Annotated in this window: 12 protein-coding genes and 1 tRNA gene; 5 read left to right on the top strand and 8 right to left on the bottom strand. The window is 45.8% G+C overall.

The window, feature by feature from the left end:
• Positions 1-51: 51 nt before the first annotated feature.
• The 3 genes from BFP72_RS01655 to BFP72_RS01645 all read right to left on the bottom strand — a co-directional run bounded on the left by BFP72_RS01655 (position 52) and on the right by BFP72_RS01645 (position 9,397).
• Positions 52-5,070 carry a fibronectin type III domain-containing protein gene (locus tag BFP72_RS01655; RefSeq protein ID WP_158233231.1) on the bottom strand — a complete coding sequence of 1,673 codons (5,019 nt, stop codon included), beginning with the start codon at positions 5,068-5,070 and terminating at the stop codon, positions 52-54.
• 385 nt (positions 5,071-5,455) lie between these two features.
• Positions 5,456-8,014, bottom strand: coding sequence for a methyl-accepting chemotaxis protein (locus tag BFP72_RS01650; RefSeq protein WP_158233230.1), 2,559 nt, complete (start codon positions 8,012-8,014; stop codon positions 5,456-5,458).
• A 27-nt stretch (positions 8,015-8,041) separates the two neighbouring features.
• The gene (locus BFP72_RS01645; protein ID WP_099597446.1) at positions 8,042-9,397 is read right to left on the bottom strand and encodes a Gfo/Idh/MocA family protein; all 1,356 of its coding nucleotides are present in this window, start codon (positions 9,395-9,397) and stop codon (positions 8,042-8,044) included.
• A gap of 157 nt (positions 9,398-9,554) precedes the next feature.
• On the opposite strand from BFP72_RS01645, the gene BFP72_RS01640 reads away from it, so the two are divergent.
• Both BFP72_RS01640 and BFP72_RS01635 read left to right on the top strand, forming a co-directional pair.
• Complete coding sequence (locus BFP72_RS01640; protein ID WP_099597445.1) at positions 9,555-11,336, top strand: sodium:solute symporter family protein; 1,782 nt, start codon at positions 9,555-9,557, stop codon at positions 11,334-11,336.
• An 8-nt stretch (positions 11,337-11,344) separates the two neighbouring features.
• Positions 11,345-12,262 carry a 1-phosphofructokinase family hexose kinase gene (locus BFP72_RS01635; protein WP_099597444.1) on the top strand — a complete coding sequence of 306 codons (918 nt, stop codon included), beginning with the start codon at positions 11,345-11,347 and terminating at the stop codon, positions 12,260-12,262.
• Between the two features lie 148 nt (positions 12,263-12,410).
• On the opposite strand, the gene BFP72_RS01630 is transcribed toward BFP72_RS01635, so the two are convergent.
• Positions 12,411-12,482: transfer RNA gene (locus BFP72_RS01630), tRNA-Arg, on the bottom strand.
• Between the two features lie 109 nt (positions 12,483-12,591).
• Here BFP72_RS01630 and BFP72_RS01625 point away from each other — a divergent pair.
• Positions 12,592-13,875 carry a hypothetical protein gene (locus BFP72_RS01625; protein WP_099597443.1) on the top strand — a complete coding sequence of 428 codons (1,284 nt, stop codon included), beginning with the start codon at positions 12,592-12,594 and terminating at the stop codon, positions 13,873-13,875.
• A gap of 3 nt (positions 13,876-13,878) precedes the next feature.
• On the opposite strand, the gene trxA is transcribed toward BFP72_RS01625, so the two are convergent.
• Together trxA and BFP72_RS01615 are read right to left on the bottom strand one after the other, a co-directional pair.
• Complete coding sequence (gene trxA / locus BFP72_RS01620; RefSeq protein WP_099597442.1) at positions 13,879-14,175, bottom strand: thioredoxin; 297 nt, start codon at positions 14,173-14,175, stop codon at positions 13,879-13,881.
• 126 nt (positions 14,176-14,301) lie between these two features.
• Positions 14,302-14,895: a LemA family protein gene (locus tag BFP72_RS01615; protein WP_099597441.1), complete on the bottom strand. Its 594-nt coding sequence runs from the start codon at positions 14,893-14,895 to the stop codon at positions 14,302-14,304.
• A gap of 42 nt (positions 14,896-14,937) precedes the next feature.
• Between BFP72_RS01615 and BFP72_RS01610 the strand changes: the two genes are divergently transcribed.
• Positions 14,938-15,819 carry a YgcG family protein gene (locus tag BFP72_RS01610; protein ID WP_099597440.1) on the top strand — a complete coding sequence of 294 codons (882 nt, stop codon included), beginning with the start codon at positions 14,938-14,940 and terminating at the stop codon, positions 15,817-15,819.
• 28 nt (positions 15,820-15,847) lie between these two features.
• Complete coding sequence (locus BFP72_RS19370) at positions 15,848-16,501, top strand: TPM domain-containing protein (protein WP_099597439.1); 654 nt, start codon at positions 15,848-15,850, stop codon at positions 16,499-16,501.
• A 17-nt stretch (positions 16,502-16,518) separates the two neighbouring features.
• Here BFP72_RS19370 and BFP72_RS01600 read toward each other — a convergent pair whose 3' ends face one another.
• Both BFP72_RS01600 and BFP72_RS01595 read right to left on the bottom strand, forming a co-directional pair.
• Positions 16,519-16,995 (bottom strand): GyrI-like domain-containing protein, encoded by a 477-nt coding sequence (locus tag BFP72_RS01600; protein ID WP_099597438.1) that lies wholly within the window; start codon positions 16,993-16,995, stop codon positions 16,519-16,521.
• A gap of 120 nt (positions 16,996-17,115) precedes the next feature.
• Entirely contained in the window at positions 17,116-17,529 is a 414-nt protein-coding gene (locus BFP72_RS01595) for a DUF6691 family protein (protein WP_099597437.1), read from the bottom strand.
• Positions 17,530-17,536: the final 7 nt, after the last annotated feature.

The following is a 17,536-nucleotide window of genomic DNA, read 5'->3' as shown; positions in this document are numbered from 1 at the left end:
AGTTGAAAAATAGAGGGGCTTGACCCCCTCTTAGATAGTAGTATGAAGTAATTAATGAGCAACTCTGAGCAACTGATCTTGAATTCCTTGCCCAGTTGTCAATTGCAAAATATAAAGCCCCTCTGTAAGCGATTGATAGAGGTCGACACCCAACACATTCTCCCCATCACTTACCACTCCATCAAAGAGCAAAGCCACTTGTTTTCCCGTGAGGTCTAGAAGCGTCATCTGCACTTTTTGTTGCTGTGTGGTACTAAAACGAACAGAGAACTGACCTTTGGCAGGATTAGGATATATTACCATCTCCTCACTATGTATCCCCTCATCTGTAAAGTCATTCATCCATCGCGCTGAGCTCCCCGTGACAAATGCTGCTGCAGCACCTCCAGTGGTAGGAATATAACCACTAGCCACCCAGCTAGAACTCATCATTTTTACACCTACATTGATAGTAGAAGAAAGTGTCCCTAGACTCGACTTACTTACTCCTAATTCAAGTACAGTCCCCGTCTTCACCACATTCACGCTACCCAGATTGGTCCATGACCACCCTGAACCTTGTCCTGTATGAGCGTACAGCGTTCCATTCTCGATCATAAAATCAAAACCTGTTGAAGGCCAATCTGTGTGCAAGTATTCGTTGCTACCAGCTGACGTACTATTATCACTATCGATAAACAATGCGTAATTGACATCTAACGATCCCGTCACTAACACATACAAATTGGAAGCATCCTCTGTCACCTTCAGGCCTGTGGGACCTCCTGTACCTGTTGATGAAATACCCCCAACAGAAGACCAGTCCGCGGCACTTCCATCTATAGTAATAGAAGTAGAACCTCCTCCTCCAGTCGTTGTAATAGAATATGGCGAGGCAGCTCCCCCAGTCGTTGGGATATAACCGGACGGTGACCAAGACGAATTGATCATCTTAGCGCTGATATTGATAGTAGTAGCCAGACTGCCTAGCAATGCTCGACTCACCTCAAGTTCCAATACAGAACCTGTTTTCACCACATTGATCGTTCCCAGATTGGTCCATGACCAGCCAGAGCCTTGACCACTATGAGCGAATAGTTCGCCATTTTCTACCATGAAATCAAAACCAGTAGAAGACCAGTCTGTGTACACATATTCGTTGTTACCAGCAGTCGTACTATTATCTGTATCGATGAAGATCTCGTAATTAACATCAATAGTACCCGTTACCAGAATATATAGATAGTCCGCATCATCCGCGGCTTTCAAAGCTGTAGGACCACCCGAACCAGAGGTAGAAATACTGGCTACTCCAGACCAATCAGATATATTTCCATCCACAGTGATGGAAGCCGGTCCACCACTAGAAGTCTGAGTGGTCGCATTGGATTCATTGGAGTAAGATGAATCCCCCCCACTGTTATATGCTCTTACTCGATAGTAGTAGGTAGTCGACTCGCTCAATCCTGTATCGGAATAGCTAGTCACCCCTGACCCTACCGTAGCTATCTCGCTGTAGCTTCCGCCTGAGCCCGTTTTCCTTTCTACCCTGAACCCAGACTCATCCGAGCTGTTATCCGTCCAGCTCAAATCAATGGCTGAGGTAGATGAAGAAAAAGCTGACAAAGCCGAAGGAGAGACAGGTGCACTTTGACTGACTGTAATCGTCGCAGTAGCGGTATACCCCCCGTCCAGCGTAGTGACTGTGAGTATTGTAGAGCCCGAAGCTACAGCAGTAATCAACCCAGCAGATGAAACAGAAGCCACTGACGCATTGCTCGAACTCCACGACACATTCTGATTCGTGGCATTAGATGGAGCAACGGTAGCAGCTAATTGTTGCGTTTGCCCGATGTTCATGCTGACACTCGTCGAACTAAGACTGACACCAGTTACATCTACGGCCGTTCCTCCTCCGCTTCCTCCATAGGTCGCCATATCTGACGCACTCGATGGTAGTTCCGCATAGGTATTATCCAATGTGAAACCGATTTTGAAAGGCATCTGCAACTCTGGCATAGAAGCCTTATCAATAGCGATTTCATACACGCCTGCGGTCACAGACACATTGATGTAAGTATTGCTCATCCCAGACCATGTCCAGCCACTGCCTGTGGATTTATACTGCAGCTCACTTTCGATCATGTAGTCAATCCCAGAATTCGTCCAGCTGTTATAGGGTGCCATTCCTGTAGCACCATTGTTATCCGCATTGATCAACAATCGACGAATGTGTGAAGTCAAGCCACTTCCCTCGATCAGTACATAAATTTGGTTTTGCCCCTCTGCCACCTTCATCGTTGTTAGATCTCCGCTACCGGTTGCCAAAGCTGGCACTCCCGCCCAATCAGCACTACTTCCATCTACAGTGATACTGCTAAATGTACTGGTCGTAAAGGTCAAATCACTAGATGAAACCGTCTGCCCATCACTGGAAGTCACCTGATAGTGATAAACCGTGCCAGGAGTCAACCCTGTAATTGTCACTGCATGATTGGTGATCATTGGAGTATTTGTCTCACTACTACCATAGCTGCTAGTCAGACCAAAATCCACCCTACTATCAGCGGGCGTATTGGAAGTCCAAGTAACCGTCGCTGAAACATTGGTCGGACTGACTTCTACATTAGATATAGCCAAGTCAGGCAGCGTAGCAAAGGTATAGTTAGTACTAGAAGCCGTCACGCTCTGGCTATTGGCCGAAAGAACTTGATAGTTGTAAGTCGTATTCGCCGTGAGTCCTGATAGATCAACCGAGTGAGAAGTCGTCGTACCACTAGAAGAAGTTGATAGACCATAACTGGTTGTCAATCCATAGTTGACCGAACTACTAGAACTCTGATCTGTACTCCACTCAATAGTCGCTCGATTTCTACTGACGTCCACGGATTGAACACTAGAAAGAACCGGAGGTGCATTGGCATCTGTGGTAGTAAATACCAAATCCCCCGTTTCAGAGGTTTTGTTACCCTCATCAGAAGAGACCACTTTGTAATGATAAGTCGTGCCAGGAGTAAGTCCTGACAAACTAAGCGAATGGGAGGTTTTGAGTGAAGCGCTGGATTCACTACTGCCATAGGCACTGGTCAACCCATATAACACTTGGCTTGATGCGGGCACATTGGTATTCCATTCGATCTCCTGAACATAATCTGACACACTAGTGGCAGCCACACCAGTAATCGCAGGTCCATCAGAAGGCACTTCAAAACTGATCCCAGATCCACCAAAATTAGCCACTCTAAACCAGGCCCAAACTTCCTTTCCCTGATTCTCAGGTCCAAAAACAAAGTCCTTTTCAAACTGGATTTCATAGCGATTGTTATCCTTGGCTATCTTCACAGGCCACCCTCTGTTGGTGATCGCGTTGGGGAAGGCAAAAACATCCCCAGACCCACGATGTGGAAACAAATTGACCTGCTGATCACTCTCAAAATACACTTTCGCCTCTGGAGACACCGGCCAAAACACATCCCATCCTTCAGATCCATTTTGATCAAAATCGAAATAGATGTGTTCACCAGTCAGACTGAGCGCAGTACTACTTTCCACCATCATGAAGAAGCGATCATTGATGAATTTGGTGTATACCTTCGTGATGGATTTCCCATTACTACCTGATGCATCCTCATAGATGGGTGTTTCGCCACTCCACTCAGAAAAATCTCCATCTGCTGCAAAACCAGAATAAGCACTATTGCTATGAAATCCTTGCAGGTTCGCGCTAGGCCTTCCCTGACTATCTAGCCAATCCTTAGCCACAGTAGATATCCCGGAATTAAAGTGAGTAGAATTATGAACAGCATAGCCCATATACCCGCTGTTGTCCACTACCTCTCCCATCCACTTGTTAATTTTGGTCCCGGCAGTCACCAAAAAATCAATGATCAGGATATTGAAACCATTGTTTGCATCTGCCTGTGCATCCATATACTCCTTCCAATAGCCCCCGAAATTATCTCGGATCTGATAATCCGGACTACTCGAGTCAGTATTCCAGTTACTAGCAAAAGCTGAGTTCTCATCATAAAACATGGAACCCGAGTTGATGTATGGGTTGTGGTACCAAGACTCAGTCACGAAAATATTCATTGCCTGACGGTACCTGTCTGCGAACTGTGAAGTCCCTTCCTGTGGGTTCATCATCCAATAGCCGCGGTTGGAAGCCACCACCTTGGTAGGATCGACTGCCTTGATCATTTCGATCAGCTCCACCATACCTTTTGCTGTCCAAGCAAAGTTCCCTCTAGGCCCCCATGACAAAGACGGACTAGCACCTCCCACTGGGTCTGGTGTATCGAAAGTATCCAGAAACACACCATCGAACCCACAATCCTGCACCAATTTTTCGATCCTAAAGGCAATGAATTTTCTCCACGCTGGATCACCAGCATTGATATAACCTCCTCCGTAAGTAGGGTTGACATCTACTACATTGTCTCCCGACTTCCAGTATCCACCATACATATACCTACTGTCCGTCACCCATGTACCTTGTTGATCCATGTACCACGGCATCACTCCTTGGTTTCGCCATTTCAATCTGGAGCCGTAGCTGGCGTAATCTTCGGAAACATCCACATTGGTATAGCCCTGAAACCCATCGTCAAAGGTTCCATCTGGATTCACACCACTTTGTTCAGTGTCAATGTAAGCACCTGAAGAAGTAAAATCCCATGGGTTCGGTCCCTTGACTGGACCTGACACACCGGAGTAGCTGTCTGGTAACAATCCTAGATCTATTCCCTGTTGAACAGTCATATGCCCCGAGGATCCTGGGATAATTGTACTTAACATTTCTCCAATGGAAATGTAAGAAAGTACAATGACGTCATCAGCTGTTCCGGTCACTCCATCAACACCACGCTTCAACTCCTCTACTTGAGAAGGAGTCATCGACTCCATGTAAAATTCATTGCGACCTACATTGACCACCCGTAGTGTGGGTTCCAAGATGACCAAATCAAAAGTCTTGAGGGTCGCCATCTGTGTACTGTTGACCGTCCCGTACCAAAAGGCAGGTCGTGCATTCTCATCTAGCCCAGGCACCTTTCCATAAAACGGTGTCTGGGCCAATGCGCAATTCGTCATGACTAGCACCACTAGTCCTAATAGTAATTCCCTCCTACTTTTTAGTAAGAGTTTTAGTTGGTTAGGTAATGATTGAATCATACTCCTAAAGTTTTTAGTTAAAAATTTATTTCATAAGCTTTCCATTCTTTTCACAAAACCTTCGTTCACTTGCTTTAATTATTAATTAATAAATATAAGAAAATATTATCCCTTCGTAAAGTTTTTATTAAATATGTTGAAATTTTCAAAAACTTACGAAACACACCCAAACAACTCATAAAAAAAGCCTACACACTTTCGCATGTAGGCTACCCCCATAATTAACATCATTGTTTACTTTCGATTACCAAAGATTCATCAAGAAATCAAGCCCCTCTGACATTACCCACTTCTTGACTCCCTTTTATAACTCTAATTTCAAATTTGGATACTTCCCCTTCAGCTCTTGAATATACTCTTCCGATTTGACTTCATTGACTTTCAGTTCCCGCTGAATCCCTAGCATACCCCAATCATCGTACTCAGGGATCAAGAGTGGTATTTTCCTAATAAACCAATATTTATCTTTACCGTTCACATTAACCTTTTCCAGACTAGACACGGGTTTTCTTTTTTGAATCAGCCCTTTCTCATCCTGCCAGTATTTTTCAGCTACTTCTTTTGGAAAAAAAGCAAAATCATCTTTCCCCAACACCTCTTCCACACTCACCCCGTAGTCTTCAGCAACCGAATGATTAACCAGATAAAAGACACCGTTTGGATCCTTCACCTCCACCTTGTCCTGTAACTCATTGAGTATGTTTACAAAAAGTCTATTTTGCTCTTCCGCCCTCACAAGCGCAGCTTCAGATGCCTTTCTTTGGTTCTCTATTAACTGCCTTTCTTGCTCCTTGTTCAGATCCTCTGTCGCTTTGATATCCGTGATATCCCTAGAGATCCCAAAAGTCCCTACCACCTCTTCATCAGCCCCATAGAGAGGCAGTTTATTGACAAGAAAATATCGATCGCCATTCTTCTGCACTTGGTTAATCACGGGTTTTCCAGAAGAAATAATTTCATTCTCCTCTGTCAGAGACTCAAACGCCGAATCTCCAAGAAGCTCCAAATCTGATCTACCCAACAACCTTTCAGAATCTTCTACTGCGTACAGCTCTTTCATAGACTGACTGACTCGTGTAAAACGACTCTCCCTATCCTTGAAGTAGATAAAGTCAGGCATATTCTCCAACAAGGCATCCAACAACCCCTTTTCTTGCTCATAAGCCTCCTTCATTTTGAATATGACTTTGTTGTCTACATTTTTATCAGAGAGCTTCAACATACTTACACCGTCTTTGAAACTCTCTGCTATTTCTGACAAGCCCTGCACCTTGCTCTCATTAAGCTGCATACCTCTAGAAAGCTGAACTGCGGATGCTGCTATTTGCTCAGAACCCGCAGCTGTCTCCTCAGCTATCACCACGACACCCTCCGTCAGAGACAACACACTCTTCACATCCCGCTCTTGCTCCCCTGTCGCCTTGAGGATTTGTTCAGAAAAACTCAATGTACGAGTAGAAGCCTGCTGTATCTCCCTAAAAGTCAATGAAGTAGATTTAGCCATAAGTTGTCCCTGACTCACACTCTCGTTCATTTGTCGAACAGCTTCTGCTGCGGACCCTGTATCTTCCTGCACGCCATCTACCAAAGATTCGATTTCCTTCAAGGAGTTCTTGGTATCATCCGCCAGCTTCCTGATTTCTTCGGCCACCACTGCAAAGCCACGCCCTGCATCTCCTGCCTGTGCAGCCTCTATGGCCGCATTCAGAGCCAATAAATTGGTCTGACTGGCTACACTTTTGATCAACTTGATTACGGCCAACATCTGCTGAGAGCGCTCTTGAAGTACTCGAATAGAATCATTAGCCTTGTTAGTTGAATAAGAAATCTGATCCATTCCAGATAGCACATCCCCTACCATCACCAAACCCTGTTCACTATGCGCTACCCCTTGTTTGGCAGCTTCGTATATACCTTCTGAGTTTTTTCCCATACTTTGAGATGAAGCCAAGATATTTCCTATCAACTGGGAAACCTCATCGATTTTGGTCACCTGAGACTGTGCCCCCTGGTTGACCTCAGCAATTGACGAAGCAATTTCAGATGTATTGATAGTCATTTCCTCAGTCGATCGCTTCATTTCTCCTGCAGACTCATCTATACTGTGAGCATTGATAGCCACCTGAGCCAAAAGGCCATCCATATTATCCAATGCCAAATTCAAGTTACGAGACAAGTCACCCATCTCCCCACCAAGCTCGAACTCCAAACGCTGGGTCATGTCCCCATTAGCCATGGCATTCATGATATCACTGAGAGACTCGATAGGTTTCGAGTAGGTATTTGAAAGCAAATTGATAGACTCATTCAGTACCTGCCATTCCCCATTAAACACCACACTTTCATCTCTAACATCCCCTTTGCACAGACTCACGAGTTTCTGGATGCATCCATTGACATTCTCCTGCAGGTCCTCCAAGGTGCTTTTTAAAGGATGATCTTCGGACAAAATAACATCCAATTTACCCCTCCTCATCTCCCGAGCAAAACGCGTTACTTCATCTTGCTGTTGCCTATGAAGCTGACACGCCTTCCCAATCTGATACAGTTCAGGGTGCAGTGATTTTTTGACTGCTCCAGAGTCTTTTTGCTCCACGCACTTTCTTAGCAAAGCCATCTGGCGATGCTGATGCCTTTTTTGCGCATATAAAGCCAATCCAATACAGAGCAATGAAATAAAAACACAGAGAACCTCACTGAGAAACCCTCTAAATGCCCCCTGCAAAAGCAACACTTCGACAATCCCCAGCGCCGCAACTGGCCAGAAGCCATACAAGCTCGGAGATGAATAATGAAGGATAAATATGATTCCGAGAAAAAAGGCAATAGCGCTTAACCCCAAAACCATATTCATTGTGATCATACCATCCATAGCTGATTTAGATAGTAACTAGTATCGATCATCGAAACCGAAAATAGGTTTACGACTGATCCATTTCCCACGGGTAAAGTCCGGAAAAGCAACAGGCTCACTCCCCTCCGCAATAGACTGCTCAGACAGACAAGTAACTGCCGCCCAAGAAGCTGCATCATACACATCCATAGGCATTGGCTCATTTCTCTTTAGCGCTTCTACAAAGGCATGAATCACAAAGAAATCCATACCTCCATGACCTGCTCCTTTGGTATCAGATTCATATTTCTTCCAAAGCGGGTGATCGTACTGCTTCATGTACTCGGTATCCTTCTCCCATTCATGCGCAGGACTCTTGCCTTCTATGTGAATCCCATCATTCAGATCCATCCAGACTCCTTTGGTCCCCTGCACCCTAAAACCTAAGGAATAAGGCCTTGGTAGGTTCGTATCATGAGTCAACACTATAGTTTCACCATTCGCACACTTCACCACTGTCGTGACTATATCCCCCAACTTAAATTCCACATCGGCATTCGGATGATTTTCTCCACCGTTCGGATGATTGACGATGTACTCGTGCAATCCGCGAGATTTAGTCGCCGTAGAAGTGAGGTACTCAAATCTATTTCCTCTGTTATTCCCTATATAATTCGCTACTGGCCCCAAACCATGGGTAGGATACAAATCTCCATTTCTTTTGACCGAATGATCAGTCCTCCACTTCGCCTCACTATAGGCCTTTTCTCCAAACTCGACTCCTCCTCCGTAAAGCTGCTTACCGTCATTAAATTTCACATGACGAAGATCGTGTTGGTAGCCGCCTTGCAGATGAATCACCTCTCCAAACAGATCCTGACGCACCATATTGAGCACCGCCATCACATCCCTACGGTAAGCCACATTTTCTAAGATCATAAAAGGCGTACCTGTCTTTTCATAAGCATCCACCAACGCCCAGCACTCTTTGATATCAAAAGCACCAGCCACTTCAAGGCCTACTGCTTTTTTAGCTTCCATAGCATCTATAGCCATCGGCGTATGCCACACCCATGGGCTAGATATTATCACTGCATCTACATCGCTTCGTTTCAGTAAATCACGATACGCATACGGATTATCTCCAAATGAAGCAGGCTTCTTCATCCCTGCTTCCTGTATCATCTTAGAAGCATTGGCTACACGGTCCTCGTCGACATCACAGATAGCCGTAACTACAATATCCGATCTCTTTAGTGTCAAAGCCAACTGCCCTGTCCCTCTTGCTCCTATCCCTATAAAGCCTAACCTAATTTTATCCCCTCCTTTACCTATTCCAAAAGCAAAAGAAGGACTTACCATCGCGAGCGTAGCGCTTGCAGCTGTTTTCAATACAAAATCTCTTCTGTCCATATTATTCAATTACATATCAAAAGGTTCTTACAAATCAGCCACAATATAACATTATTTATCAAAAGAAAGGAAAGGAAACTATTTATTTAATTTATTACAACGTTTCGAACGTTTTATGATATGTTTGAGCATATTTTACTTTCGAAATCTTATTAATATGATATTATCGACTTTAGACTGGTCATTTGTAATCGGTTTTTTCATTATTTCATTAGGTATTGGCATTTGGTCTGCAAAGTCAGGCAATAAAGATGCTGAAGACTTCTTTACAGCAAAAGGTAAAATGCCATGGTGGCTACTCGGAGTCTCTATGGTGGCTACTACCTTCTCCACAGACACTCCCAATTTAGTCACGGATATAGTCAGGAGAAATGGCGTATCAGGCAACTGGGCTTGGTGGGCATTTCTCCTCACAGGTATGCTCACCGTATTCGTATACGCTAGACTATGGAAAAAATCAGGAGTAGTCACAGATGTAGAATTCTACGAACTACGATACAGTGGCAAAATAGCCCGATTCCTACGAGGGTTTCGAGCCATTTATCTAGGACTCATCTTCAACGTCATGATCATGGCTACTGTTTCCTTGGCCGCTATTAAAATTGGAGGTGTGCTACTAGGACTCAGCCCTATACAAACCGTCTTGATAGCTGGTACGGTCACTGTAATTTACAGTTCTCTAGGTGGGCTAAAAGGCGTACTAATCACCGACTTCTTGCAATTCTTTCTTTCTATAGCGGGAGCTTTCATAGCTGCATTCGTAGCACTACAGCACCCCAAAGTAAACGGACTCAGCAATCTACTGGCTCATGAAAACGTAGCAGACAAACTAGACCTGTTCCCATCACCATCCAACCCAGAAGTCTTCGTCATGCTCTTTCTCATTCCGCTGCTTGTACAATGGTGGTCCGTATGGTACCCAGGAGCCGAACCAGGAGGTGGGGGATATATCGCCCAAAGAATGTTTGCCGCCAAAAACGAAGACCATTCCATCAAAGCAGTTTTGTTCTTCAATGCCGCTCACTATGCGCTACGCCCTTGGCCTTGGATTATCGTAGCACTTTGTTCATTGGTTGTTTTCCCTGATCTCGACAGCTTCCGAACAGCTTTTCCTCACGCTGAGAGCATCATCAACAACGACCTAGGCTATCCTGCCATGCTCACTTTCATCCCTTCTGGTCTATTAGGCATAGTCGTGACTTCTCTCATCGCTGCTTACATGTCGACGATATCTACACACCTCAACTGGGGCGCATCCTACATTGTAAACGACTACTACAAGCGCTTCATGAAGCCCGACGCTAGTCAAAAAGAAATGCTAAATGTCGGAAGAATCATCACAGTCGTCCTTATGGTCCTTACCATGATTTTTGCACTCTTGCTAGACAATGCACTAGGAGCATTTCAAATCTTACTTCAAATCGGTGCTGGCACAGGCTTGATCTTTATACTGAGGTGGTTTTGGTGGCGAATCAATGCTGCTAGCGAATTGTCCGCCATGTTAGTCAGTTTCCTTGTTGCCATTTATTTCAATCTCATTCACGAAGCTTTAGGTTTTGCCCCTTTGGCCGACTGGGTACAACTACTGCTTGGAGTCGGTATCACTACCGTGACCTGGATCACTGTTAGCTTCATCTCCGCTCCTACCAGCATGACCACTCTGGTCAACTTTATCAATCAAGTAAACCCAGGCGGGCCTGGCTGGAAAAGTATCGTTGCTAAAGCAAAAAAAGAAGGATTAGTACTCACCGCAGAACCACAAAAATGGAAGGTTCCTGTTGGCATATTATCCATGATCGTAGGCACCGTCGGCATCTACTCATTCCTCATGGGAACAGGTCTATACATATATGGGCGTCATCTAACTGCTAGCCTACTGATGACAGTAGCTGCAGGCTGTGGATTCGCACTTAAAAAACTTTGGGTTAAACTAAACTAAGGAAACAAATGAAACAGAAAAGCATATTAGTTGTCTGTCCCAACCCGGCCATCGACGTCTTTGCCTCAGTAGATCAATTCGAAATTGGCTTTCCAAATCGCATAAAAAAAGAAAAAAAATACCCCGGAGGAAAAGGTCTACATGTCGGCATGGCCCTTTCAGAACTGGGACTTAACGTCACCATTGCAGGGTTCTGGGGAGGGGAAAGCGGTCAATGGATCAAAAACACCTGCAATGAATACTACCCAAATATTCGCTTCATAGGCCCTGAACTAAAACAATGGTCGAGAAGTTGCTACACGTTCAAATCTGCTGGAAAATTTGATGATACCGAAATACTAGGTACAGGACCAGAAATCACCACAGAAGAGTATCAATCTTTTCTTGCCAACATTGAATCCTGTCTGTCCGATGCTAATTTCATGGTTTTGTCTGGCTCATGGCCTAAAGGGAGCCCAGAAGACGGTTACGCAGAACTCATCACGACGGCAAAAAAAGCAGGTATCAATAGCATGCTTGACTGTACGGGCGCACAACTAAAATACGCGCTACGAGCTGAGCCCTATGCTGTACATCTAAACCGCAAAGAAATCACAGAATACTATCAATGTGATTTTGACAATGCCAAGAAAGAAATTTTGCTTTCCTGTGAGCTTGCCGCCATCACAGATGGTTCCAAAGGTTTGTTTTTGCTCACTCCTTCAAAAAGCTATCATAGCCTTTCAAAAATCGACAAAGTAGTGAGCACAATAGGGGCTGGCGACTGTCTGACCGCAGGAGTCGTGGCTGGAATATCTGAAGGGTTAGACTTTCAAAAAATAGCCAACCTAGGAGCGGCCTGTGGTGCAGCTAACTGTATGAGAGAAGAATTAGGGATGCTGTACAATTCCGATGTAAAAACGCTCTATTCTGACACGAGTGACTAGATCCATACATCGGCTAAAAAACTAACACGTAAAAATGTTCCTTTGCTACAACATATAGTAATGGAACATTTTTTACCCACTACTATCAGCACACCTATCTTTGAGTTAGTTCTTCCAAGACCAAAACAAGCCAAAAACGAAAATCAAGTAGCCCCGCCAGGGATCGAACCTGGATCAATCGTTTAGGAAACGACTATTCTATCCGTTGAACTACAGGGCCAGTATATCAAATCTAAAAAGTCATCCGACCAAATTCATTTTTTCGCAAGATTTTTTGTGGATTATACTAAATTACTATTCACTACCCCTTACCGAACAACGGACGACTTATGAAAGGGCTCATCATTACTCTCGTGCTACTCCCTCTCTCCTGGATATGCCAGGGGCAAGCCAGTAGCGGCAAGACTTTCGACACAAACCTGTACTCGTTTGCCAAACTCCCTATACTCAACTGGCGCTCAGACCAACAAATCAATGATCAACCTGCATGGGAAGGTTTTCTCTTGGTCAAGGCCAAGCTCAATGGCATCTATGACATCACTGGAGGGCTACAGGACCAAGAAACCTTCAATGTCGGACAGATCGACGTATGGGGAACAGACAACCGCAAACGATTTGCCATGGACCTCAGCCAAACCCAAGTCAGACTCTGGAGCAAACGAAAAACAGAAAAGGGTGACTTTATAGGGTATCTTGAAGGAGACTTTTGGGGAGGCAATGGACACTTTCGCCTGCGCAACGCGTGGTTCGACTATCGCTTCGTACACATTGGACTGGACTGGAGTGTCTTTGGGGACAAAGACATCTGGCCCAATGTACTGGACTGGGACGGTCCTCCCTCAGGAGTATGGAGACGCGCTCCTCAAATCAAGTTTTATCACAAGGATTCAAACCAATGGACCTACGAATTTGCACTGGAAAACCCTGGCGCAGAGTTTCAGTTCAACGAAGAAGTAGCTCCCGAGATAACCCCGACCTATGCGGTCATGCCTGATCTCATCGCTGCAGCCAAAAAACAGTTTGGCAAGCACTACCTCCGCCTCTCCACAATCTACCGCCACCTCAGCTACGACTATGCCGGAGACAACCAGTCTGTCCCTGGCTATGGCGCTGCGCTCTCGGGCTATATCCAAACCCATGCGACCAAAACCAATGCGCTACAGTTTCAATTCGTCGCGGGCAAGGGCATCGCTAGCTACCTGGCCTCCTTCGGTGGTCGCAACTACGATGGCGTCCCTACTGGCAATGGCGAGATAGCCGCCATCCCCGTATTCGGCTCATGGATCTCCTACGAATACTGGTTTCTCTCTCACTGGCACTGCAACCTTGTGCTGGGACTTTCTGATTTCAAAACAGACAAGATCACCAACATCGAAATCGATGAACCTGGCTACCTCGCTACCGACACCTCCGTCAAGCTCAACCACTACTACCTCGTCCTCAACCTCATGTACGATCCCACCCCTGGACTGAGTTTTGGGATTGAGTACAACCTCGGCAACCGCGACATTCAGTACGACGGCACGATTTATACTGACCAAGGCACCCTGCAGCACATCGACCAATCCCGCGCTGCACAACGGGTCAGTTTCGGTGTCTTCTTCGACTTCTAGCCACTAAGCGTGCGACTCGATCAGTGTCTTGAGCTGCCCCTTGTCGGCTGTACCGGAGTGGCGCCAGAGGATTTTGCCTTTCTTGAACAAGATCAGCGTCGGGATGCTTTGAATCTTGTACACCTGCGAGGCTTTTTGATTCTTGTCCACATCGACCTTGATGACTTTCCCCTTGTCGCCGAGCTCTGTAGATAACTCGGCCAACACAGGAGCCATCATTTGGCAAGGTCCACACCAGTCTGCATAAAAATCCACCAACACCGGTTGGTCACTATTGATCATATCTGAAAATGTCGCCATGTATTTCTTTATTTTATTGTTCTACCAGATTGAAGCAACGACGTGCTACTCCATCACTAGACTGCAAACAAAAAAGCGTCAGCAAGAGTTTCTCCTACCGACGCTTTTCCAGTACATTTCAATTCTTTAAAACTCCACTTTGGGTGCTTTCTCTGCACCTGCATCAGACTGGAAGTAGCCCTTCTCTTTGAAGCCAAAGATTCCTGCATAAATCCTACCCGGAAAGTCCGTGACCAATATATTGTAGGCATTGACCGCATCATTGAATCGATTGCGCTCTACAGCTATTCTATTTTCTGTCCCTTCGAGCTGCGCCTGTAGTTCGGAGAAGTTCTTGTTGGCCTTCAAATCAGGGTAGCGCTCCACCGACACAAGCAGTCTCGACAGTGACGAGGACAACTCACTCTGTGCCGCCTGAAACTTCTGAATCGAAGCAGCATCCAAGTTGGATGGGTCGATCGTCGTACTTGTCGCTTTGGCTCTGGCATTGATGACCGCCTCTAGCGTGCTCTTCTCATGATCCGCATAGCCTTTGACCACACTCACCAAGTTGGGGATCAAGTCCGACCGTCGTTGATACTGCGATTCTACCTTGGCCCACTGGCTTTTGACCCCCTGTTCGCCACGGTTCATACTATTGAACGTTCCTTTGATACTGCTGTAAATCAAGAATATGCCTACAACAATGACTCCTATTATGATATACGACTTTTTACTCATGTTCTTATTGGTTAAGCAACAAATCTAGCTAATTTAGCTGCAATGAAAATCAAGAATATTAAAACTCTTTTTGTCCTGACGGGTTTCATTTTTACCCACTTTTTTGTGCTCGCACAGGACGATGTAGCCATCCCCGAACTCACCCGACAGGTCATCGACCAAACCGCCACTCTTACTCCGGCGGAGATCGGTTACATAGAGGACAAACTCGGCCAGTTCAGGACATCCACAGGCAGTGAGATCGCTGTACTCATCGTCCCAACTACTAGTCCCGAGACCATCGAGCAGTATAGCATCCGTGTCGTAGAGGCATGGGCACTGGGTAGAGAAGGGATCGACGATGGCGTATTGTTGCTCGTCGCAAAAAATGACAGAAAAGTACGTATCGAAGTGGGCTATGGGCTCGAAGGAGCCATCCCCGACATCTATGCCAAACGTATCGTAGACAACATCATCGTACCCGAGTTTCGCAATGGCAAATTCACCACAGGCATAGACGAAGGAGTAGACGCCATCATCCAGCTTGCCGAAGGCGAAGACCTCCCAGCCGTCACCCAAGCCCAGCAGAGTGGCAAAAGAAACTCCAACTCCTTTGGAGGCGTACTGATCGCCGCATTCATCGTCAGTGTGATCAGTGGCATGATCAAAAACAAGTTTGTCAAGACAGCCATCTCCATCGTACTTGCCCTCGTAGTGGGCTATATCTTTAGCAGTATCGTATTTGCAGTGATCGCATTTGTGATTTCCTTGATATTCGGAATCGGCAGCAGAGGCGGTGGAGGCAGCAGTGGTGGAGGCACCTACTACGGTGGTGGCGGATTCTATGGCAGCAGCGGAGGATTCGGCGGCGGTTTCGGAGGGGGCGGTGGCTTCTCTGGTGGAGGCGGCAGCTTCGGAGGCGGTGGCGCATCCGGCGGCTGGTAGTATTATTCCCAATCATAGACATCCTATCATGAAAAAGAAATTTACATTCTCAGAAGACGACAAACAGATCGTCAAAGAAGCTATACAAAGTCTCGAAAATGAATCTTCGGGAGAGATCGTCATCTATTTTGCACGAAACAGCGACGAGTACAACGAAGCGGCTTGGAAACTATCCGCCATCCTCGGTGTAGCAGGGTTAGTGATCCTCGGGACCATGTCATGGCTATGGCTCCTGCCCGAAAACTTCACTATACTCTACACCAGCATCTATCTATTCGCTTTGATGGCGCTCGGATTTATTCTATTGACTTTCGTGCCTTCCCTACGTCTCAGCTTCATCCCAGATGGCGTCATCGCACACCGTGTATTGACCAAGGCTCGTGACATGTTCTTGCAAGAAGAGGTCTTCACGACCATAGACAGGACGGGCATACTCATCTATGTGAGCGAACTGGAACATCAAGTCCAAGTCCTCGGAGACAAAGGTATCAACGCCAAAATCCAAGAAAACGACTGGAACGAAGTAGTCGGACTGGTAGTAGAAGGAATCAAAAGCAACCAAACAGCCAAAGGGTTGGCAAATGCCGTGCTCAAGTGCAAAGATTTGCTGCTAGCCAATGGTTTCATCGTACGAGAGGACGACACCAACGAACTCTCTGACGAGATCAGAATCGAAGACTAGTTGAGCGGCAAGATTTTTTAGACACGCTTGATGGGAATCCAAATCTCTTCTTCCGAGTCTGGATCGTTGTTCTTATACTTCGCTCCCAAGACTTCAAAATGCGGCCTATCGTCCAATTCGTAGCGCGAATTGGGCAACCATCTCCCGAAAATGTACTCAAAAACACTGTGATCTGCGCTGGACCCCTTGTAGTCGAATACCGCATACGCTCCTCCTGGCAAAACGAAAGACTCCATCCCTTCGGGGATCATCCCAAAATCAGAAACCTCAGTAGTCGCCCACTTCTCAAACTCACGCTGGGGATTAAAATTCAAGAAGTGGGTAGCATCGTATATCTGCATGGACACCACGTCCTTAGTCAAGCTGTTTTTGATTTCACTCCTCCTAGGCATGAATGAACCCCAAAGTTGCCCCGTACGGTTGTTGGCCATACTCATCTTGAGTCGCACGCCTACGAGCTTCTTCTCTTCCAATTGTTCTATTCTTGGCTGCATATCATTTTCACACTTTTGGGATTAAAACTTAAATATACCCACCCATCATCCTTCCACAAAAAAGTCCACAAGGCAAATAGCCTGTGGACTTTGATATGTTTAATTCACTACCGTCTACTATCAATGTGGCAAGTACTTCTTCACTGCTCCATAGAGGAATGCTCCAATCGTAGCGCTCAGAATCACCACCAAAAACACAGGAGCACCATGTCCCACGATGATAAACATCGGACCCGGACACGCACCCGTCATCGCCCAACCTAATCCAAAGATCGTCCCTCCAAATAGCAATGCCTTGAACCCATTTTCCTTGGGTTTAAGATTCATGAACTGGCCATTCATCCCTTTGAGCTGAAGCTTCTTGATCAATAAAATAGAGATAGCCCCCACGACTACTGCCGATCCAATCACGCCATACATATGAAAGGACTCGAACCGAAACATCTCATAGATGCGGTACCATGAGATCACTTCCGACTTACTCAGCACGATTCCAAAAAATATACCTGTCAATAAATATTTGATAAATTTCATCTTGTGT

Origin of the sequence: Reichenbachiella sp. 5M10 (assembly GCF_002742335.1) — a bacterium.
GTDB lineage: Bacteria > Bacteroidota > Bacteroidia > Cytophagales > Cyclobacteriaceae > Reichenbachiella.
Note: the sequence above shows the minus strand (reverse complement) of the source record. Positions and strands in the feature narration are given on the sequence as shown.

Coding starts and splice junctions, on each gene's coding strand:
- BFP72_RS01600 (WP_099597438.1), bottom strand. CDS start 16,995: ATGCAGCCAAGAATAGAACAATTGGAAGAGAAGAAGCTCGTAGGCGTG.
- BFP72_RS01635 (WP_099597444.1), top strand. CDS start 11,345: ATGAAACAGAAAAGCATATTAGTTGTCTGTCCCAACCCGGCCATCGAC.
- BFP72_RS01640 (WP_099597445.1), top strand. CDS start 9,555: ATGATATTATCGACTTTAGACTGGTCATTTGTAATCGGTTTTTTCATT.
- BFP72_RS01610 (WP_099597440.1), top strand. CDS start 14,938: ATGAAAATCAAGAATATTAAAACTCTTTTTGTCCTGACGGGTTTCATT.
- trxA (WP_099597442.1), bottom strand. CDS start 14,175: ATGGCGACATTTTCAGATATGATCAATAGTGACCAACCGGTGTTGGTG.
- BFP72_RS19370 (WP_099597439.1), top strand. CDS start 15,848: ATGAAAAAGAAATTTACATTCTCAGAAGACGACAAACAGATCGTCAAA.
- BFP72_RS01650 (WP_158233230.1), bottom strand. CDS start 8,014: ATGATCACAATGAATATGGTTTTGGGGTTAAGCGCTATTGCCTTTTTT.
- BFP72_RS01595 (WP_099597437.1), bottom strand. CDS start 17,529: ATGAAATTTATCAAATATTTATTGACAGGTATATTTTTTGGAATCGTG.
- BFP72_RS01655 (WP_158233231.1), bottom strand. CDS start 5,070: ATGACGAATTGCGCATTGGCCCAGACACCGTTTTATGGAAAGGTGCCT.
- BFP72_RS01645 (WP_099597446.1), bottom strand. CDS start 9,397: ATGGACAGAAGAGATTTTGTATTGAAAACAGCTGCAAGCGCTACGCTC.
- BFP72_RS01615 (WP_099597441.1), bottom strand. CDS start 14,895: ATGAGTAAAAAGTCGTATATCATAATAGGAGTCATTGTTGTAGGCATA.
- BFP72_RS01625 (WP_099597443.1), top strand. CDS start 12,592: ATGAAAGGGCTCATCATTACTCTCGTGCTACTCCCTCTCTCCTGGATA.